Below are 21223 nucleotides of genomic sequence, written 5' to 3' on the forward strand. Positions count from 1 at the left end.
CAGTAGCATCCACAAAAATTTCCAGCCTCTTGCTGAAAGAGAGGCACCCTCAGTATATGGCAGATTTTCAAGCCAAGCCCCGGGGCGCACGATAGCCCCATGAACACACTCATCGCTTTCTATCAGAATCTCGGCCTGGCCCTTTCCTTACTGGTCATCGGCACCTTCCTGCTGGCCGGTACCATCAAGGGCGTGATCGGCCTCGGCCTGCCGACCATCTCCATGGGTTTGCTCGGTCTGGCTATGGCTCCGGCGCAGGCTGCGGCGCTGCTGATCATCCCGGCGACCCTGACCAATCTTTGGCAACTGGCGTTCGGCGGCCATCTGCAAAACTTGATCCGGCGCTTGTGGCCGCTGTTACTCGCGATTTTTATTGGCACCGGGCTCGGTACGCTGTGGATCGGCATGACAGGCGGGGCCTGGGTGGTGCGGGCCTTGGGCGGGGCGTTGTTGCTGTATGCGCTGAGTGGCCTGTTGCTGCCGACGCTGCGGGTCGGTCCCGATGCCGAGCCGTGGATCGCTCCGCTCTGCGGGTTGCTGACCGGCCTCGTCACTTCCGCTACCGGTGTGTTCGTCATTCCGGCAGTGCCTTATCTGCAAGCGCTGGGCTTGAGCAAGGATGAACTGGTGCAGGCCCTGGGCCTGTCATTCACCGTTTCGACCCTGGCCCTGGCCGCCGGCCTGTTGTGGCGCGGCGCGCTGGGCGGGGGCGAATTGAGTGCTTCGTTGTTGGCGCTGGCCCCGGCGCTGCTGGGGATGTGGCTGGGGCAATGGCTGCGCCAGCGGATCAGCGCCGTGTTGTTCAAACGGGTATTTTTCATCGGCCTCGGTGCGCTCGGCGGCCATCTGCTGGTCAGCGGCTAGCCGAGGACGGGCTGAGCATGTCGACGCGGCGGATGTCGAAGTCGCGCTCCAGATAATCCATGCGTTGTTCGGAAAATTGCTTCATGTGCGGCAGGTTCGAATGCACCTCCAGGTGTGCCTGGGATGCCCAGATCTCATAGAAGATAAACAGCGTTGGATCCTGTTGGTCCCGCAGCATGTGATATTCGATGCAGCCAGGCTCGGCACGGCTTGGTTCGACGTAGGCGCGGAACAGCGCCTCGAAGGCCTCGGCTTTTTCCGGACGGGTCTTGGCGTGCAGGATGAAACCGTGCAGTTCGCTCATGGAGAGGGCTCCTGAATTAAAAGAGGTGCCGAAGCTTACGGCAACAATCGGTTATCCATTCTTGCGTATAGGTCAAATCACTTTTGTCGTTGCGGTGCTTATTCCGCGCGAAGCTCGTCGGTACTCTGCCGCCATCAATTTCAATCTTTCCATGCGGCGGCCAGCCAACGGCCCACGCTGTGGAACCCGATGAGGCTCCCCATGAAAAAAGTCCTGTTGCTCAACGGCGGCAAACAATTCGCCCATTCCGACGGTCGCTACAACGCCACCCTCCACGAGACGGCGCTCAGCGTGCTGGACCGTGGCGGGTTTGATGTGAAAACCACTTTCATCGATGGCGGCTACGACCTCCAGGAGGAAGTCGCCAAGTTCCTCTGGGCCGACGTGATCATTTACCAGATGCCAGGTTGGTGGATGGGCGCGCCGTGGACCGTGAAGAAGTACATCGACGAAGTCTTCACCGAAGGCCACGGCAGCCTCTACGCCAGTGACGGTCGGACCCGTTCCGATGCCTCGCAGAAATACGGCAGTGGCGGCCTGATCCAAGGCAAGCAGTACATGTTGTCCCTGACCTGGAACGCCCCGCAGCAAGCCTTCGACGACCCGAGCGATTTCTTCGAAGCCAAGGGTGTGGACGCGGTGTACTTCCCGTTCCACAAGGCCAATCAATTCCTCGGCATGACCGGCCTGCCGACCTTCCTGTGCGTGGATGTGATGAAGCGCCCGAACATCGAAGAAGATGTGGCGCGGTATGAGCGGCATTTGCGCGAGGTGTTCGGCCTTTCGCGGTAATCCAGCTACTATCGGGACTTACCCGAACGCAATCCTGCACCCAAGGCGAGCGGGCTTCTGTGGCGAGGGAGCTTGCTCCCGCTGGGCTGCGTAGCAGCCCCCCAAAAAGCGGCCGCTGCGCGCTGGAGCGCCAGCCCGGCCGAGCAGGAGCAAGCTCCCTCGCCACAAAAGCATCCTTCACACTGGATGTGCATTCCACGAGAGGCTGTCTGTGAAAGCCAGATCCGACGAGTTGCAGATTTTCGTCTGCGTGATCGAATGCGGATCCATCACCGCCGCCGCCGAGCAAGTCGGGCAGACGCCGTCGGCAGTCAGCCGCACGTTGTCGCGGCTGGAGGCCAAGCTCGATACCACGCTGATCAACCGCACCACGCGGCGCATGGACCTGACCGAAGAGGGCAAGTATTTCTTCGAACAGGCCAAAGGCATCCTCGACCAGATGGATGAGCTGGAAGAGCGCCTGTCGTCTCGCCAGAAAAATCCTTCAGGACGCTTGCGGATCAACGCGGCCTCGCCGTTCATGCTGCACGCCATCGTGCCGCACATCGAAGAATTCCGCCGGCTTTACCCGGACATCCAACTCGAACTCAACAGCAACGACCTGATCATCGACCTGTTGGAGCAAAGCACTGACATCGCCATCCGCATCGGCACCCTTATCGACTCGACGCTCCACGCCCGCTCCCTGGGCTGCAGCCCGTTGCACATCCTCGCCAGCCCGGCCTATTTGAAGCAGCACGGCACTCCCACAAGCGTCGCCGAACTGTCGGAGCATGCGCTGCTGGGGTTTGCCCAGAACGAAGGCCTCAACCAGTGGCCGCTGCGTCACCCGCACGGTGATCGCTGGGCGATCCAGCCGGCCATCAGCGCGTCCAGCGGCGAGACCGTGCGTCACTTGGCGCTGCAAGGGCAGGGCGTTGCCTGCCTGTCAGACTTCATGACCCGCGACGACATTCAGGCCGGCCGGCTGATGGTGCTGCTGGCCGATGCCAACAGCGGCTACCGCCAGCCGATCAACGCGGTGTACTACCGCAATTCGCAACTGGCCCTGCGGATCCAGTGTTTCCTGGACTTCATCCAGGGCAAGCTCGCCGACTACGCCTCGCGGGAGTTCAAGGGGTGATTCGAAGCGTCAAGGCAAGAGTGATTTGGGCAATGAGTGTGCGCGGCAACAATGTCCGTGAGCTGCTGGGGTGGGCACCGAAGCGGACGTCGGTGGTGGAATGGATTCTTGAAGAAATGGTGTGATCCGTCAGTAAAACATAGGACCTGTGGGAGCGGGCTTGCTCGCGAAAGCGGTGTGTCAGGCAACATTGGCGCAGACTGACACACCGCATTCGCGAGCAAGCCCGCTCCCACATTTGATCGCCAGTGACCACTCTATCTTCATCAGTCCTATAACCCCCTGTGGGTGTTGCTTCAGTCGTGTTGCACGCCCGCGCGCTTGAGCATTTGTTTGCAGCGCTCGGACAGGTGATACACGCGCAGGTGCTTGCCCGCTTTGCTGTAGCGCTCACGCAAGGTCTTGAGCGCGGCGACGGCCGAGTAGTCGACGAAGCGCAAGTGACGGCAATCGAGGGTCACCAGGGCCGGGTCGTTGGCCGGGTCGAACTGGTTGAGAAACGGCGTCGACGAGGCGAAAAACAGCGTGCCGTGCAGGCGATACAGCTTGCTGCCATCGGCTTCCTCATGGGTGTCGGCATACAGCTCCCGGGCTTGTTGCCAGGCGAAGTTGAGCGCCGCGATGATAATCCCGCAGAGCACGGCCACTGCCAGGTCGGTGAACACCGTGATGACCGTCACTGCGATGATGACCAGCACATCGTTGGCCGGCACTTTGTTGACCACCCGCAACGAGGCCCAGGCGAACGTCTGCTGCGCCACCACGAACATCACGCCCACCAGTGCCGCCAGCGGAATGCGCTCGATCAACGGCGACAGGAACAACACGAACAGCAACACCATCACCCCGGCCACCACGCCCGATAACCGCCCGCGCCCGCCGGAGCTGAGGTTGATCATCGTCTGGCCGATCATCGCGCAACCGCCCATGCCGCCCAGCAATCCAGAGGCCATGTTGGCCGCGCCCAATGCCACGCACTCACGGTCCGGATACCCACGGCTCTCGGTGATTTCATCGGTCAGGTTCAGGGTCAGCAGGGTTTCCAGCAAGCCGACCATCGCCATGATCACCGCATAGGGCGCGACGATTTGCAGGGTTTCCAGGTTCCAGGGAATGTCCGGCAGGGCAAGCGTCGGCAAGCCGCCGGCAATGTGGGCCATGTCACCCAGGGTCCGGGTCGGCAGACCGAGCAGATAAACCGCCAGGCCAACGCCGAGGATCGCCACCAAGGCCGGCGGTACGCTGCGGGTCAGGCGCGGCAACAGGTAGACGATGGCCATGGTCAGCGCCACCAGCCCGGCCATCAGGTAGAGCGGGGTGCCGCTCAGCCAGACGCCGTCCTTCTTGAAATGCTCCAGTTGCGCCAGCGCAATCACAATGGCCAAGCCATTGACGAAACCAAGCATCACCGGGTGCGGCACCATGCGCACCAGCTTGCCCAGCCGCAACAGCCCGAACGCCATCATGATCAATCCGCCCAGCAGCACGGTCGCCAGCAGGTACTGCACCCCGTGCTGCACCACCAGCGCGACGATCACCACGGCCATCGACCCCGCGGCGCCTGAGACCATCCCGGGGCGACCGCCGAACAAGGCGGTCAGCGTACAGAGGATGAACGCACCGTACAGCCCCATCAGCGGGTTGAGGTGGGCCACCAGGGCGAAGGCGATGCACTCGGGGAGCAAGGCGAAAGAGGTGGTGAGGCCGGCGAGGGCGTCGGCGCGAAGACGTGCTGGTTTCATGATTTACCTGACTGGGCGCCGGTGGACCGTCGGCTGCCGGGGAGTGGTGCAAAAACAGGTGCGGATGGTACGGAATTGAGTGCGGGGCGGCCAGCCGTTGGTCGATTGTGCTGGTGAATTTGGGGCCGCTTCGCAGCCCAGCGGGAGCAAGCTCCCTCGCCACAAAAGCGATGAAAATCTTGCGCTGAATTTTCATCAACGCCGTGTCGCGTTGTCCGTCAGCGACAAGTTTTACCTCTGCGCGAAAATTACTTTCAACGGGTTTGAAGATTCTTCGTCGAAATGATTTAAGAGTTTCACAACACATCGACGTGACCCCATTCGAGGAGTAACGCATGGCACCTGCTTTCGGTTATTGGCTATTGGTCTATGCGACCATCGCTATCATCGCGCTGATCGTCCTGATCGCGCGCTACCGGCTCAATCCGTTCATCGTGATTACCCTGGTCTCCATTGGCCTGGCGTTGCTGGCCGGGATGCCGCCGTCGGGTGTGGTGGGGGCGTACGAGGCGGGTGTCGGCAAGACGCTGGGGCACATTGCGCTGGTGGTGGCCCTGGGCACGATGCTCGGCAAGATGATGGCCGAGTCCGGCGGGGCCGAGCGTATGGCGCAGACGCTGATCGAACGTTTCGGCGAGCGCAACGCCCACTGGGCGATGGTGTGCATTGCCTTCCTCGTGGGGTTGCCGTTGTTCTTCGAGGTCGGTTTTGTGCTGCTGGTGCCCATCGCGTTCACTATCGCCCGGCGTGTGGGCGTGTCGATCCTGATGGTGGGGCTGCCGATGGTCGCCGGGCTTTCGGTGGTCCATGCGCTGGTGCCGCCGCATCCGGCGGCGATGCTGGCGGTGCAGGCGTTCCAGGCCTCGGTGGGGCAGACCTTGTTGTACGCGATCCTGATCGGCATTCCCACTGCGATCATCGCCGGCCCGCTGTACGCCAAGTTCATCGTGCCGCGCATCCAGCTACCGGCCGAGAACCCGCTGGAGCGACAATTTCTCGACCGTGAACCGCGAGCCAACCTGCCGGGTTTCGGCGTGACCCTGGGGACCATCCTGCTGCCGGTGATCCTGATGCTGATCGGCGGCTGGGCCAACCTCATCTCCACGCCGGGCAGCGGTTTCAACCAGTTCCTGCTGTTCATCGGCAACTCGGTGATCGCTCTGCTGCTGGCGACCATCCTCAGTTTCTGGACCCTCGGCCTGGCCCAGGGATTCAACCGCGAATCGATCCTCAAGTTCACCAACGAATGCCTGGCGCCGACTGCCAGCATCACTTTGCTGGTGGGCGCCGGTGGTGGTTTGAACCGGATCCTGGTGGACGCCGGGGTCACGCAGCAGATCGTCGGCCTGGCCGAGGAATTCCAGTTGTCACCGCTGGTCATGGGCTGGCTGTTCGCCGCGCTGATGCGGGTTGCCACGGGTTCGGCCACGGTGGCGATGACCACGGCCTCGGGCATCGTCGCGCCGGTGGCGATTGGCCTGGGTTATCCCCATCCCGAGCTGCTGGTGCTGGCGACCGGCGCCGGGTCGGTTATCTTTTCCCACGTCAACGACGGCGGCTTCTGGCTGATCAAGGAATACTTCAATATGACCGTCACGCAGACCTTCAAGACCTGGACGGTGCTTGAAACACTGATATCCCTGGTCGCGTTCGCCCTGACCCTCGGGCTTGCGCGCGTGCTTTGACCGCCACTGCAAGGAGTCGTCATGGACATCCTCTACCAGATCCGTGCCCGTCAGGATTCCTTCAGCGCCGGCGAAGGAAGAATCGCCCGGCTGATGCTCGAAGACGTAGGCTTCGCAGCCTCCGCCAGCCTCGATGAACTGGCCCAACGGGCGGAAGTCAGCAGCGCCACCCTGTCGCGCTTCGCCCGTACCGTCGGTTGCCGCGACCTGCGAGACCTACGCCTGCAACTGGCCCAGGCCAGCGGCGTCGGCAGCCGTTTCCTCGACCCGGCCGGTGCGCCGGAGCAGTCGGCGTTTTATGGACAGATCGTCGGCGATATCGCAGCGACACTGCGCCAACATCTGTCAGGGTTCGAAGAGTCGCGATTCGGCGATGCCGTGAGGATGATCGGCAAGGCACGGATGATCCATGCGTTCGGCCTGGGTGGCTGGTCGGCGCTGTGCGGCGAGGAGTTGCAAGTGCGGCTGGTGCGCTTTGGCTACCCGATTGCCGCCTGCCGCGACCCGGTGATGATGCGCATCACCGCCACCTCGCTGAGCGACCAGCATCTGGTCATCGCCTGCTCACTGACCGGTATCACGCCGGAGCTGTTGAGTGCGGTTGAACTGGCCCGCAGCTACGGTGCGGCGATCCTGGCCATCACCCGCGCCGACTCGCCACTGGCCCAAGTGGCCGATTGCGTGCTGCCCCTGCAAAGCGCCGAGACTTCCTTTATCTACAAACCCACGGCGGCGCGCTACGGCATGCTGCTGGCCATCGACGTGCTCGCCACCGAGCTGGCGTTGGCCCATCCCGAAGACAATCAAGAGCGCCTGCGGCGAGTCAAGCTCGCCCTGGACGATTACCGCGGCGGCGACGATCATTTGCCGCTGGGAGACTGACATGCTGTACGACACGCTTATCCGCAATGCGCTGGTCATCGACGGCAGCGACACGCCCGGCTACCACTCCGACGTAGCGATCCACGGCGGTCGCATCCAACGCATCGGCGAGCTGCGCGATGCCCAGGCCGTGGAAGACATCGACGCCGCCGGCCGCGTGCTGGCGCCAGGCTTCATCGATGTGCACACCCACGACGACACGGTGGTCATTCGCCAACCGCAGATGCTGCCCAAGCTCAGCCAGGGCGTGACCACGGTGATCGTCGGCAACTGCGGCATCAGCGCCGCGCCGGTGAGCCTGCGGGGCGATCCGCCAGACCCAATGAACCTGCTTGGCACGGCCCAGGCGTTCGCCTACCCACGCTTTGCCGATTATCGCGCAGCGGTGAAAGCGGCGACGCCAGCGGTCAACGTGGCTGCGTTGGTCGGGCACACGGCGTTGCGCAGTAATCATATGGACGATTTGTTGCGCACGGCCTCGGTAGGAGAAATCACCGCCATGCGTCGGCAATTGCGCGAAAGTCTGGAGGCCGGTGCCTTGGGGTTGTCCACCGGCCTCGCCTACGCCAACGCCTTTGCAGCGTCCACTGACGAGGTCATGCAACTGACCGAAGAATTGAGCGCATTCGGCGCCGTCTACACCACCCACCTGCGCAGCGAATTCGAACCGGTGCTCGAGGCCATGGACGAGGCGTTCCAGATTGGCCGTCATGCGCAGAGTCCGGTGATCATTTCCCACCTCAAATGCGCCGGCGCCGGTAATTGGGGACGAAGCCCGCAGGTGCTCGCGGCATTGGAAAACGCGGCGAAAACCCATCCGGTCGGTTGCGACTGCTACCCCTACGCGGCCAGCTCCTCGACCTTGGACCTCAAGCAAGTGACCGATGCCCATCGCATCACCATCACCTGGTCGACACCTCACCCGTCGGTGGGCGGACGCGACCTTATCGACATCGCCCGCGATTGGGAGGTGTCGCTGTTGGAGGCGGCGCGGCGCCTGCAACCGGCAGGCGCGGTGTACTACGGCATGGATGAAGGCGACGTACGACGGATCCTCGCCCACCCGTTGTCCATGGTCGGCTCTGACGGTTTGCCCGAAGACCCGTTTCCCCATCCGCGTTTGTGGGGCGCTTTTCCACGGGTCCTGGGACATTTCAGTCGTGACGTCGGGCTTTTTCCGTTGCACACCGCCGTGCACAAGATGACTGGCCTTTCCGCAGCACGTTTCGGCCTCAAGCACCGGGGTGAAATCCGTGAAGGCCATTGGGCGGACCTGGTGTTGTTCAATCCCCACACCATTCGGGACGTCGCCGATTTCAATGAACCTCAGCGGGCAGCCGAAGGCATTGACGGTGTGTGGGTCAACGGTGTCCTGAGCTATCGCGACGGCCAGGCGAATGGGCGCCGGGAGGGGCGCTTCCTGGCACGCGAAGGCGATCTGCGTCGAGGCTTTGGTCCATCGAATGGCGTGTAAATGGCTAATGGGGTGTTAATTGGCGTCACAATAATGGCATTGCGACACTAAAGAAGCCGGGTTTAAAGCCGAAGCATTGGAGTCAACCCATCTACACTGGGTCTTTTCAGCCAGGGAGCAACCCATGAGCTTCGGTAAAACCACCCCGATCCTGCGGATCTTCGATGAAGCCAAGGCGTTGGCGTTCTATGTCGACTTCCTGGGCTTTACCGTTGACTGGCAACACCGCTTCGGTGACAACTTTCCCCTCTACCTCCAAGTCTCCCGCGGGGACTGCGTGCTGCACCTGTCCGAGCACCATGGCGATTGCACGCCGGGCTCGGCGCTGCGGATCGAAACCGATGAGCTGGAAGCCTTCCAGCAGCAATTGCTTGCCAAGCAATACCGCTACGCCCACCCACAAATCCAGGCCATGCCCTGGGGCAGCCAGGACATGGCGATCAGTGATCCGTTCGGGAATCGGTTGGTGTTTACCAGCGCCATTAGTATCTGAACAGCATCACCTTCTGCCGCTTCTACTCCCTCCGGGACGAGGCCGTGATCCTCCTCCTCTAGGTTGATAGCGCGAGTTCCCTCGTTCAGGTCGTGACCCTGATGCGTTTTGTATTCGCTGAACGGTAGAGTGGTATCCCGCATAATCGATGGGGGTACGTCCGGTGGGTATGGTGATCGGCGTCGGAAGAATGCCGCTGCAGTTGATGCAGGCGGGGAAAGACTGGGGCGTGTTTCCCCGAAATAGTGTGTCCGTGAATATTGTCGTGTTGGACAGCATTCTTTCCGCTCTGTCCGGATAGAGCGCTACCACTGCATTGGCCAGCCGGACTTCCGCATGAGTTCCAGGGCCACCGGCACGAGTCGGCATTATCCCATCCATCTTCTCAATATGTTTTGCGATCCAGTCTCGGGTCGGTTGTTGCAATTCATGGACCTGTTCGGTCGTCCTGCTTAGCGTCGGAGCGTCCCTCAGGACATCTGCCTCTATGGTAGTGGAATGGAACAGGTTGTTTCGGGCCGAAACATATCGCTCGGACAAGTCGCTCAGATAGTCAGGGATGTTGCTGATCCGGTAGGTACCGTAATTCAAATAATAGTTGGAGGGGGTAGGGGTCTTGGCACGGCCATCGTAGGACCGGTCCACGCCTCTGTAGTTCGTCATACCGCCTTTAGGCTTGGGAAGGTTGAAGTAATCGCTGAACCCAACCTCTGTAGCCTCTACATAGCCATAGGAGTGAGCGAGAAACTCTTTACTCAGTAGCCCGGTATTAAGTTTCTGATCGGACGACTTATCGTAGTTATCCGGCATCAGTGGATCGGAGAAGTTACCTATTGCGGAGTTCATAATTTCCTGCGACCTGCTTCGTCCCCATCTTTCGAACTCTCGAAGCTCCTCCGCCCTCATCAACCCAGATGGATCGACAAACCTCACCGGGTTGTTTCCCACCATGCAATACAAGTTCAACCCATCAACCGCCCCCGCCGGGTCGGGACTGACCCAGCGTTGCAACCACGGCGCGTAGTACCGATGCCCGTAGTAATACAACCCGCTGGCATCGCGTTCCTTGCCGGAGTAACGAATGGTCCGGTAATCGGCCTCCACGGCGGAGCGGGATGCCACCCAAGCGGTTCCTCCATAGGGCAGGTAACTTTCCTGGCTGATCAGGTCGGCCTTGTCGTCGAGTTCCAGTGAGCTGGAGCCCAGGTGGTCATCAAGGCTATAGCGCAGTTGATTGGCCGCGATCCTGGACGGTCGGCCTTCGGTCCAATGCAGGTAACGCACGTTGCAGCGTCCGGCTTGCAGGGTGATGACCTCCAGGCGTTCGTTATGACGGGTGCGGATTTCGAGGCCCGGCAAGTAGCGGACTTCCTCAGTGTGGATCATTGCAGCGGCATGGGTTGTCTTGATCTTGCGCGCGCGTTGGCCACTGCTGTCGTAGGCATAGTGCTCGGTGTCGTCGACACCGTTTTCGCGCTTGACCAGCACCACACTGTCGAGTTGGTTGCGACTATTCCACGCCAGTGCCTGGCCCGGACATAGGGCCTGCAGGTTGCCGTTGTCATCGAAGTCCATCGTTGTTTGGGTTGCGTCTTCGCCCTGGCTCCAAGACATGAGGCGATTGCTGGCGGTGGCCACGTTCAATGTGCGGGTGTAGTTATTCCCCTCGCGAACATGACGCAGTTCGGTCAGGTTGCCGCCATCGTCGTACGTGTATCGCTCGGCAAAGTTGAACAGTTGCGTGGGGTCGAATGGAATCGTACCGGCGGTAGGAAGGGCGGGAGGGTGAGTCAGTCCGGCGGCCTCACGCCCCGTGGCGCTGGTCAACTGGTAGAGGCTGTCGTAGGTGAAGGTGCTGACGGGTTTTACCCGTTGGTTGCTGTTGAAACGCTCCGGTTGGACGTTGTCGGTAATTTGCAACACGTTCCCCACGGCGTCGTAGGTGTAGCGGAGGTCTTGCAAGGTTTTGCCAGGCGCCGATGCGCTGAGCGACGTCAGTCGCCCATTGGCTGGATCGAATATCGCGCGACTCGTCACGCCGTTGCCGGCGGTTTGCGATTCGACTTGGCCGAATGCGTTGTAGACGAGGTCTTCGACAATCGTTTTTTTGGCCTCGGTGCCTTTTATTTTCAGGCTCGCGGATTTGAGTTGGCCCGCGACATCGAAGGTGTAGTGCTGTTCGTGTCGGGCGGCATCGGTCTGCTGGATAACTTGCCCCAGTGCGTCGTAGGACCAACTCGTTTTGTAGCCTTCGCTCTTTTCAAGAAGACCATCACGGTCTTTCAAGTCGGTTGGCCAGTCAGGTTGTGCAGCCTCGATCAGCATGTGCCTTGTCTGGCCAAGCGGTTTACCGCATAACGCATATTCGTCGACGATCAACGTGCCCGCGCTGTCGTCGTGGCGAATGAGCGCGCCGCATTGATTGAGCGCCGCCGACTCCTGCGAGCTGTCGCCATAGCTCAAGCACTCTACGTTACGCAGCTCTTTTCCCGCAGCTTGCTCCTCGACTGTGATCAGTCTCAGTTGGTTGTCGTAAGTCGATTGCCAGTGGTTTCCTCGCTGATCCCAACTGCGCAAAATCTGTCCGGCGTCGCCGGGCAGGTTCAGGCGCCATCCGGCGTCGACGCTGTTTACTCGCAATGGTTTGCCGGACAGGCTGTAGACGGTCGCAAGATTGGCGTCAGTTGCGTTGGCAAGCCGAGGGTCGCGCTGGGCAACCAGCCGCCCGGCGACGTCGTACTCTTGTCGGCTGGAGCGCATCTGAGGTGTTTCGTCTTCCTTGCCTCGACAATAAGCCACCTGGCGCACCGGCAGGCCGCGACCATCGACGACGTTGATGGCGGGAGTCTTGCGATGAAGTCGTGCGCTCATGCCTCACCCCCTGCTGTCATTACTTCTTCCAGCGTGTCGTTTTCGTCCTCGTCCACGGTGTACCACGGATGACGGGTCTGCCGGCGCATCCAGGAAAGTCCATTCTGTCTGGCGAGACGGGTATGGGTAGGGCGACCCAATGCATCGTAGAACTGCTGGTCGCAATGGCCGAACTGCCGAAAGGATTTATCATTGATGTAGCGATGCTGGTCAGCAAAACAGGGACGGTAGATCCGGATCGCCAAGCCCTTGCTGTTGTATTCCACCCGTTCGCTGACGAGCCAGCGCGTTGCGGTGATCTGTTCCAGCGGTTTGCCGTCCTCGTTGAGTGTCAGTTCGCCCTTGGCATCCACGACGTAAGCGATGCCTGATTCGACCCGCTGCTTACTTTGCAGCAGGCGACCAAAGCCATCGAAGCACGTCATGGCGATGCGGATTTGTTTCTGGTCGTCATTGGGGTAACGATCGGCGACCAGTGTGGCGACGTGTATCGGCTCGCGTTTCGAGGTACGAATTTCGCGTTTCAGTTTTCTATCGTCGGCAGAAATTACCTCGAGTTTCGACAGCCGGGCGCGAGCCGAGGCGCGAATATGCCCGGTCGGCAGTACATCACCGTTGCTCACACAGCGCGCTAGCCAGTCGGTGTCGTTCAGGGCTGACGCCGATACCTTTCCCATCCAACTGAATGGTACGTAATAGATGGCGGTGGCGGCGTCCTGCAAAGCGTCCTGGCTTTGCGTGATCGCTTCTGCCGCGCTCCTGGACGATTGCTTGAACGCTGCGACCGGTCTGAAGCCAACAGCGTTGTTGTTCTCGTCGCCGTAAAAGGTGCTGGCCAGTACCTGGCCGAAGGCATCGGCAAGGGCTTCCTGTACGTTACCGTTGGAGTCTTCGACGCGCTGGGGCAGGGAGGTACGGTAATCGTATCGCGCCTTGGTGGTGCAGCCATCGGGCAGTTCGAACCCGGTTACAAAGCAAGTGTATGGGTCGTAGCTGATCTGGGTCACGCCGTGGCTGTTGCTCGGCTGCACGGTCTTGGTTTTGTAGAAGCCTTCCAAACCGGCGTAGGTCGTGAAGCCACTTTTGACTGACCAGAGCGTCTTGGATGAGGTGCTGGCGGGAAGGAAATCGGTCATGGGTTCATAGCCGATTTTTTTCAGCAGCGCTCCCTCAGGACGAGATCCTTCCGGTAACAGGTCGAAGGCTTGCAGAGCGTTTTCGTCCAGCTCGGCGGTTTCCAAATGGTCGACCAGGGCTTCGAAGCTGGCTTTGCCGTCAGGCAAGGTTTTGTTTGCCGAAGCCTCCTTGTAGCGTGTTACGGACAGGCTGGTGAGAACGGCCTGGGTCGTCCAGCTTGGCCTTGCGACGAGTTCGGAAATCTTCTCAAAAGAAATATCCTCCGGTGCCAGCCCTTCGGCTTCAGTCGCCTTGGGCAGTTCCAGCGCGTTGATCCGCTGGCGATAAGGTAAGCACAGGCGCCATTCCTGAGGCGTTTGCAGGTTGATGAATTCGGCGCGAGTTTGTGTCAGGTAGTAAAACTGTTGCGCCGGATCATGAGCATCCCGCCACCATTGTTGCGGGTCTGGGTCGCTGAACGGTGGGGTGTCGGCAGCCGTTTTGCGTCGGGCGTAGTGGACGTTCACACTGTGAATGACTGCACCGTATGGATCATGCTGCAGGTTGATCAGGTGCTGACACTGCGGGTCGTCGCTCTGGCCTTCGTATTGATAGCTGATGGATTCCAGCAGCAGTGGCAACAGGGAAGCATAGCGCCGCGGGCCTTGGGGTGCCTGCAGCAGACGGACCCGATAACGGTTTTCCTGGACCGAATACAGCGTCTCGTTTTTGCCCCCAGCGTATGTCTCGCTGCGCAGTAAATGACCGCTCAGGGCGCGGCAGATTTCAAGTCTGGTCGCTTCGTCTGTCGCAACAACCCGTTCGTCCTCACTATTATTTTCGTCGTATCGGCACAGTAAGGCTTTACCCAACGCCTTGGCTTGCGAATCGGCACCGTGATAGTCGCGTCGGTCCATGTCCATTGCCTGGCCGGTATGAAACCAGCTTTTTTTCAAGCAAGGCTCTGTGAAACCTGGCGAATCGGCATCGTTGGGATTGGTTTCATTGTCGGTTTGGATCAGCAAGCCGAAGCCACGGAACTCCCGTTCGACGCCATCGTAATAACCTTGGCGATAGGTAAACCGCTGGGTCAGGCGATTACCGGTGATCTCGTCCCTCTGGACCAGGCGCGATACCAGGTGCAGGGGCATCGGTACATGGCAGGCCAGGGACTCTTTGGCTATGACCCTCGAGGCTTTCTCGTCCAGCCATTCCTGGGCCGAGCTGCGATAAGTGATGCGGTTGGCGGCGCCCATGTTGTTGTAAGTGACGGTCAACAGATAGGGTTTTTCGTCGACAAAATCGTAGTGCCAATGTTGCGCAGGGGGCAGATGCGGCATGCTCAACACCAAGCTGGAGCAACCCAGCCCTTGCAGGTCGACGACGCTTACCTGGCATAAATTGTCGTAGCGCAGACCGGCCGGCCAGGGCAGCTCAACTGCGGGAGCGAAGCCATTGCCACCGCGGTTCATGAAGATCAGCATTCGATCCGCTTGCAGATAGATCAGGTCGGCGGCACCGGAACCATCCAGGTCCGCGAGACGGATGCGCGAGGCATCGAAGGTGGGGTAGGCGAGGCCCGGAAAATCCAACACGATGCCTTTGCCGAATCGCCCGTGGCCCAGGTTCGGCCAACACTTCACTTCGTCGTGGCGAATGCGCACCAAGTGTTGCTGGCCACTGCCGAGCAGATCACTGAACGCCACCAGCTCGCAAGGCGACCCGTCGAATACCGGCAGGGCATCGTCATCGTCGTCGCGAGAAACCTCCCGCGCCGCGGCGAAACCATCCTCGCGCTGGTTGGCATACAAGCGAACGCTGCGTGGGCCTATCAGGGCAAGGTCGCTGAGCCCTTCACCCATCAGGTCGGCCAGATTCCCTTTCGGACTGAAGAGTTCGCTAGGAAATGCCTGGAAGGTCGCGAAGTTCGACCACTTGCGATCCGCTCCGAGCGAAAAGAAACCGCTGAGCCCCGGTTGGGCAATGATCCAGTCCAGGCGACCATCGCCTGTGAGGTCACTCAATGTTTGGCGCAGCGTTTTCGCTGTGTCGGTGACAGGCGTCTTGGGCAGCTCTTGCCACTGACCGTAAGCCACTTCATCAGTCTTGGCTTTAGCGCGCATGGGTTCACGGTAATACCAGCCTGCGTCGCGTCGATGGAGCACGCCGGGCAACCCTTCACCGTACAAATCCACCAGTTGAAAACCCTGTTTGCCGTCGAGCACGCCCTCAAAACGTTTCCAGGCGCCAACATCGGTCAGGCCGTTGAACTCGCTGTAGCGAAATTCCATGGGAGGACGACTTTGAGGCACTGCTCCGTCGCCGAACGCTTGGTCGTGCGCTGCACTCAGGAGGTTATATCCCAGGGAGGTCTCGCGGTACTCAAGCAGCACACGCCGTACGAGAACAGGATCGGCGCTCAACTCGGGGAAGCGATGAAACATCAATACCTGGCGACATAGGCGATCGGTACGTAGTTCGAAACCGTAGGCAAAGGTGGAAAACGCATCGCTACGTATTTGCGATTGCAGGCCTGCGTAGGGCGGCTTCTCCTCATACCCGGTACTTCGCTCCCCATAGTCGAACACCAACTCGAAGTGCCATTGGTCCTGTGTGGGCGGATCTGTTTTCCAAGCGTAAAGGCTGGTGTCGGCCTTCACATTGCCGTAGCGCACATGGCTCAAATAGCGTTGGGCTCCGCCATTTCCCGCGTACACATATTGAATGTGCTCGCCATGCGCATTCAGGCTTTCCTCCAACAGCCACTCACCTACTCGGCTTGCGTCTTTTGGATCTGTTCGTCGCGACTCGGGATTTTTTCCGTAGACATGCAGACTGCCATCGGCCCCGTGCACGAGCCAGAAACCCGGTGTATCCCCATCCGACGACCAATGTTCAATCCGGTCGAAGCTGCTTTCTATTCTTGGCAGGTGACGCGTCACTGTGTAGGTCGTGCCCAGGTCCAGGTCGTTGTAGCGATTGATTCGAGTTGGACTGATGCCATGTTCGGGCAACCAGACCACACCGCCGGGGCCGACGATCTCGTCATCGTCGTTATAGGCCGGCACGCCCTTGCTGGTGCGTCGCGCCACGCTGGGCAACGACAATCCCCAGCCCGTGCCGAACACACCGTTGCCGGCCGAACTGCTGTAATTCAGGGTCAAGGACGGAGCAAAGCCACGCCCGGGAGAAATCGGCAATCCAACCTCATAGGAAGCCGTGCCGTGGGCGCCTATTTCGCCCCACCCTTTGCCGATACTGTGGATGGCGCCGCCCCCCTTGGGCAGTGACGGCGCGGTGATCGGCAGTGCGGTTTGTTCATTCATGGCACACCTCCGCCGACCCTGGCCGTGTAGCTCACATGCACGATGACGTCGGTGAGCGAGTCGAGCAGGTCTTTTTGCGCTTCGGGGTTCGGGAACGTCAGTTGCCATTGGGAGACCGCGCCGGTGTATTCAAACGGCAGGTAGCGTTCATCGTTGAAGTTCAAAGTGAACAGGCCGTTGTCGTCGACGCCGGTGGAAAGGGCGATCTGTTGGTTGGCGCGCCGGCCCTCCATGGCTTGTGCATTGGCATCAGGCGACATGAACACTTTGCTAGAGGTCTGGGTCAGTATGGCGCGGATGTTTTCGTAAGGACCCACAACGGTCGGCAAGGAAACACTGATGGTTTTGATCCGCCGCAAGTAGTGCTTCTGATCTTTGTAATCACTCTCGAACAGTTCTTGGGACAGCTCGAATTCGCATTGGCCTTTCTTCAGTTCGGCATGCATGTCCAGCCATGGCTTGTTGATCGTTGAAGTCTTGGTCTGGTCTTTCAATTGGCGCAGTGAAATCGTCTTGCGGATCTCCAGCTCTCGCTGGTTACGGCGCAGATATTCGGCCTGCATGTTCAACAGGCTGAGTTTCAATTGCTCGCCTGCGCCAAGTCCTCGATAGGTGGTATTCCAAGTGCCGGGCTGAATGAATTGCGTGTCGAAATCGGCGATTTCGTATCGCCAGCAAGCTTCTGCGGCCAGGCACAGGCCCAGTGCCGTGTCGTAGGCCTGGCGGTAAAACAGCGCAAACCGGCTGTTCAGCCATTGGTACAGTTGTGTCGTTGTGAAGCGTTTGCTGAGAAAGTCATAATGGGTCTTGGTTTGGCTCAGGGCGGTTTCAGTCAGGCGTAGTTGCAGGCGCGTGGCGGTTTGCTGCTCGTTGAAGTGCGCCAGTTGAGCATCCACCTGGGCAAGTTCGAGTTGTGCCTGATCGTGTCCCTGCACCCATTCATCCCGGCGGCGATTGAACGATTCCATACGGTCCAGCTGCTCTGCGGCCATACGAGACATAAGCGCGCCGGAGTGGGCTGCTGCGCCGGCAGCGATCATCGGGCCTTCCCAACGGCTGCCGCCAAAGCAGAAACCTGCAATGTTCGGAACCAGCATCAGTCCCCCCGCAGCGACCTGACAAGACGCCGCCGCGATCTCAAGCCCGCCGCTGGCCACGTAGAACTGGGTGGCATGTGTCTCGTTTTGGCTGATGTCTCTTTCCAGCAAACCTTTGTAGTGGTCGATTCTACCTTGGACAATTGCCTTGCTGGCCAGCAAGGCCTGGTGTTGTTGGCGGTCGATGCTCAGGAACTGGCGCTGCAGGTCGACGGAGATTTTCGCCAGGTTCCAGGCTTGCTGCTGCTGTAGTTCTTGCAACTGTGCCTGTTCCTTGCGCTCGATCAGCGACAGCAGCACGGCGCCAAATTGGCTGAGGCTTTCCACCGCGCCCAAGGCCTGGCTGTGCATGACCGAGAACCGATAGTGCGGGATAGCTGTGGGCGGCACCCGTTCAATCGTATTGTCCGAAGTATTCAAGACAGCGGGGCTGAGCAATACGCGAGGGTCCAGCGGCGCTGCAAATATCGGCAGATGCAGCGGCTTGCCGGCCATATCGAGGTTGTGTCGCAGGTTGTACAGACGGCTTTCTGCAATGTCCCAGCACTGGAGCAACTGCGGGTGGAACGGTAGGCGTAAATACGGGCTATCGATGGCTGGCAATGACGCGTGCGAAGTGCCCTCGCGGACTGGCGATAAGGCCTGGGAGTGGGGCTCCGATCGTTCATATTCGCGCAAGTTCTTATTGGTCGCTTCGCTCAGCGTTTGCAGGCTGATGCTCGCCCAATCATCGATGAGTTGAACGGTCGGGCGTGGTCCCAACAGATCCAGCACCCGCACGTACCAAAGCTTTGCCTCACTGAGGCCGTCAGGGGTCAGTTCGCGGTACGCGGCGTCGCCTCGATTGATCAGGATGTCGAGGTACAGGAAGTAGAGCGCCTTGCGAAAGTGAGCTGGATGACTGAGCGCGATCTGATGAGGGTCGTGGGGCGCCTGGTCGGCATACGAAGGCGTGCTGCTATCGATTAACGGAACGGCCCTCCAGCAGTCTTCTTTGCCGCGACTTGGATCGAAGACGCGGCGCAGCCAGCGTTCGGCCTCGTCATAGCGCTGTTCGGCGTTCAAACGATGGGCGACCAGCCATGGCAAGTAGAGGAACAGTTCGGTGAAGTAGCGGCCGTAAGGGCCGTGGAAGTCCATCCCGTTGTTGACGCCGTCGGGTAGGGTCGGTTCTGGCAAATGTTGTGTCGTCCAGTCGAACAACTCATCCAGGCCGTTCTCTGTACGACGGATCAGTTCTGCGGCGAACGTGGTGTTCAACCTGATCGGCTGGCGGAGTAGGCCTCCGGCATCGCTGGTTTTGACGTCGCTATGGGTGAAATCGATAAATTGGGTGGTGCCCAGTCCGGCTGCCGATGAGGGGGTAATGCCTGGGGCCTGGAGGCGCGTAAGGATGCGGTTCAGCTTGATGCCTTTAAGGGCGGAATAGCGCTTCGTTTCCGGTTCATTGGGGTAGACAAAGGCCACCCCACAAAAAAAAGTATCGCCGTCACCGCTGAGATCCTTGCTGTGCCAAGCGAACTCGAAGGACTCCACCAGCTTAGACGCGGGCTTGGACTCCGCTACCACCGTCAGGTCTTTATATGACGGCGGTTGAGTTGCCAAGGTGGTTGGCTGACGGAAAATTACATATTGAAGGTAAAGTGGTTCATCAAGATTGACGGTTGCCTGACCAAAGTTGAGATCTGTGCCGTTGGCTTGCATCGTTACGTTTTTTACCGTTCCGGAAATTGAGCTGTCATTCCCGCGTCTACTTTCTTTAATCAGATGCCGTACTGCCGCTGTAGAAACAACTTTTCCCCGAAGATCTGAATTTGCGCCCAGGGTGATACCGAGCGAACGTTCAGCGTCTCTGAGCACATCAGCCAAGCCGTCGATCGATAGCTTGTACGGGTGCGATAGCGGGGTGTAGCTGCTGATGGTGAGTTCTGAACCCGGCTCAAGCACCACGTAGTCTGCGTCTGGCAGGCTGCGGGCAGGAAGTACTAAGTGAAGTTGAAGTCTCGGGGATCGATTGGGCCGGGTTGCAAGTCTCAATTTGATTGTTTCAGGGGGTGTATCTAAACCCGCTCCGTTGAGGACGCTGCTTGAGGTCATGCGTAGCGTCACCGCTTGGGCGGACCGGTTTTTTTCCGGTTTGATGCTTATCCATTGTTGTTGGCTTTCGAAATTCGACATGAGAGCGGTCATGTCCGTTGGGAGAGACGCTTTAGCGATTTCGATTTCTGAAAGTATTCTTGTTTGAATGCGTTGGTTGACCGCCCCTATGTGCTCTTTCTCGGTGAAGGTTGGGCTAGTAGTGGCGAGATTACTGTCGATACAAATCGTTCTATTGAAGGCAAATTCGTTGTCGGCTTTATGGGGGGCGTCGGTTTTGGGCCCTGCTGCGTACAGAGTGAGAAACAATGCACCGTGGGCGCCTTTATTGTGTTGCTCAGCTACAGTACCGATGGATGATTTAATGGCATCAAGGTCCCTGCCACACAGCATTTTTTCCTCGCAATAACCCTGCAGGCCAACTCGCGGGGTACTCCAAATGCCATCTTGTTTTTTGAAGCAATAGCTCAAGCGCAGCAGTGGATGACTTGTCTTCGTCTTCACGGCGTCGTCGCTCGATGGGGCTGTGGAGGCCGACGAGTCCTGATGGATGCATTCGGCCCAGACAACGAACAGACGGTTGTTGAACCAGACAGGACGGATCGAGTGTTCAACCGCACTTTCGGGAATCGGCACATCGGCTTTTTCCCAATCCGACCAGGCATACGGATCCGGCTGATCCACTTTGTGGGCGATGGCAGGGCTCTGTGGTGGCGGACCGTTCAGCGGGCGTTGCGCCATGTTCAGCGAACGCCAGAAATAGGTATTTTCGGTGCGTGACTTGGCGATGAAATAGTAGGTGCTGTTGGCAAAGTCTTCGCCGTCGATGTAGCCATTGAGAATATTCAGGTTGGCGATTTCTTCGAATCGGGTCAGGTAGGCCATGACCGCCGACTGAACCGCATCTGCCTGGATTCGGTTCTGGTTGAGGGCGTTTTCCAGCTGCTGGAAGTTGTCGCTCTTGTTGTTCCTCAGAGTGGGGTCCAGATAACTTGCCGGGAAATAAAGCAGCTTTTGATGGGCCGCCCAGATGGGGTATTGATGCATCTCGTTGCGCCACGTTTGCATAGGCTCGGGCGTGATGCTTGCCCGGTCGTAACCGGGCTCCATATTCATCAGGATGCGGTTGATGTATTGCTGAAGGCTGGCAATGGCGCACGCCACGGGCGTGGTGGGCACATCCTGACTGACCAGTACGTCCAGCAGCCAATATTCATAAAGGTCTCGGGCAGTCTGGAGTCGCACTGTTCCTGGCAAGCTTTTGCCCGGCGCGATCTTGTGTAGGTAGAACGCCAACTGCGCATCGCGCAGGCTTTCATCCAGCTGCTTTTTCATGGCAACGGTCATATTCAATCCT

The 21223-nt window shown here is 59.4% G+C and carries 12 protein-coding genes; 7 read left to right on the forward strand and 5 right to left on the reverse strand.

The genetic code is table 11. The annotated features are described in order from the left end of the window. The first annotated feature begins 99 nt into the window (after positions 1 to 99). Positions 100 to 864, forward strand: a complete 765-nt coding sequence (locus tag ACLH0I_RS04630; RefSeq protein ID WP_411386432.1) for a sulfite exporter TauE/SafE family protein — start codon at positions 100 to 102, stop codon at positions 862 to 864. Here the strand turns inward: ACLH0I_RS04630 and ACLH0I_RS04635 are convergent. Then, on the reverse strand, positions 854 to 1168 hold the full coding sequence (locus ACLH0I_RS04635) for a putative quinol monooxygenase (protein ID WP_207963412.1): 315 nt from the start codon (positions 1166 to 1168) through the stop codon (positions 854 to 856). The two genes, ACLH0I_RS04630 and ACLH0I_RS04635, sit on opposite strands and share 11 nt — an antisense overlap. Positions 1169 to 1369: 201 nt before the next feature. Between ACLH0I_RS04635 and ACLH0I_RS04640 the strand changes: the two genes are divergently transcribed. Beyond that, the gene (locus ACLH0I_RS04640) at positions 1370 to 1960 is read left to right on the forward strand and encodes an NAD(P)H-dependent oxidoreductase (RefSeq protein ID WP_250963946.1); all 591 of its coding nucleotides are present in this window, start codon (positions 1370 to 1372) and stop codon (positions 1958 to 1960) included. A 211-nt stretch (positions 1961 to 2171) separates the two neighbouring features. Next, the gene (locus tag ACLH0I_RS04645; protein WP_411386433.1) at positions 2172 to 3083 is read left to right on the forward strand and encodes a LysR substrate-binding domain-containing protein; all 912 of its coding nucleotides are present in this window, start codon (positions 2172 to 2174) and stop codon (positions 3081 to 3083) included. Between the two features lie 296 nt (positions 3084 to 3379). Here ACLH0I_RS04645 and ACLH0I_RS04650 read toward each other — a convergent pair whose 3' ends face one another. Next, on the reverse strand, positions 3380 to 4825 hold the full coding sequence (locus ACLH0I_RS04650) for a SulP family inorganic anion transporter (RefSeq protein WP_250963944.1): 1446 nt from the start codon (positions 4823 to 4825) through the stop codon (positions 3380 to 3382). A gap of 335 nt (positions 4826 to 5160) precedes the next feature. Here ACLH0I_RS04650 and ACLH0I_RS04655 point away from each other — a divergent pair, with 335 nt between their 5' ends. The 4 genes from ACLH0I_RS04655 to ACLH0I_RS04670 all read left to right on the forward strand — a co-directional run bounded on the left by ACLH0I_RS04655 (position 5161) and on the right by ACLH0I_RS04670 (position 9359). Then, positions 5161 to 6510, forward strand: a complete 1350-nt coding sequence (locus tag ACLH0I_RS04655; RefSeq protein ID WP_411386434.1) for a gluconate:H+ symporter — start codon at positions 5161 to 5163, stop codon at positions 6508 to 6510. A gap of 21 nt (positions 6511 to 6531) precedes the next feature. After that, positions 6532 to 7392, forward strand: coding sequence for a MurR/RpiR family transcriptional regulator (locus ACLH0I_RS04660; RefSeq protein WP_411386435.1), 861 nt, complete (start codon positions 6532 to 6534; stop codon positions 7390 to 7392). A 1-nt stretch (position 7393) separates the two neighbouring features. Continuing rightward, positions 7394 to 8866 carry an N-acyl-D-amino-acid deacylase family protein gene (locus tag ACLH0I_RS04665; protein ID WP_411386436.1) on the forward strand — a complete coding sequence of 491 codons (1473 nt, stop codon included), beginning with the start codon at positions 7394 to 7396 and terminating at the stop codon, positions 8864 to 8866. Positions 8867 to 8990: 124 nt separating this feature from the next. Then, positions 8991 to 9359 carry a glyoxalase superfamily protein gene (locus tag ACLH0I_RS04670; RefSeq protein WP_250963940.1) on the forward strand — a complete coding sequence of 123 codons (369 nt, stop codon included), beginning with the start codon at positions 8991 to 8993 and terminating at the stop codon, positions 9357 to 9359. 6 nt (positions 9360 to 9365) lie between these two features. On the opposite strand, the gene ACLH0I_RS04675 is transcribed toward ACLH0I_RS04670, so the two are convergent. The 3 genes from ACLH0I_RS04675 to ACLH0I_RS04685 are packed head-to-tail and all read right to left on the reverse strand — an operon-like array spanning position 9366 to position 21213. After that, positions 9366 to 12230 carry an RHS repeat-associated core domain-containing protein gene (locus tag ACLH0I_RS04675; RefSeq protein ID WP_411386437.1) on the reverse strand — a complete coding sequence of 955 codons (2865 nt, stop codon included), beginning with the start codon at positions 12228 to 12230 and terminating at the stop codon, positions 9366 to 9368. Then, positions 12227 to 16672, reverse strand: coding sequence for a SpvB/TcaC N-terminal domain-containing protein (locus tag ACLH0I_RS04680; protein WP_411386438.1), 4446 nt, complete (start codon positions 16670 to 16672; stop codon positions 12227 to 12229). The genes ACLH0I_RS04675 and ACLH0I_RS04680 overlap by 4 nt, the downstream gene beginning before the upstream one ends. Further along, positions 16669 to 21213 (reverse strand): neuraminidase-like domain-containing protein, encoded by a 4545-nt coding sequence (locus ACLH0I_RS04685; RefSeq protein ID WP_411386439.1) that lies wholly within the window; start codon positions 21211 to 21213, stop codon positions 16669 to 16671. The genes ACLH0I_RS04680 and ACLH0I_RS04685 overlap by 4 nt, the downstream gene beginning before the upstream one ends. Positions 21214 to 21223: the final 10 nt, after the last annotated feature.

This window comes from Pseudomonas sp. MPB03 (assembly GCF_046605385.1).
In the GTDB taxonomy this organism is placed as follows: Bacteria; Pseudomonadota; Gammaproteobacteria; order Pseudomonadales; family Pseudomonadaceae; genus Aquipseudomonas; species Aquipseudomonas zanjanensis.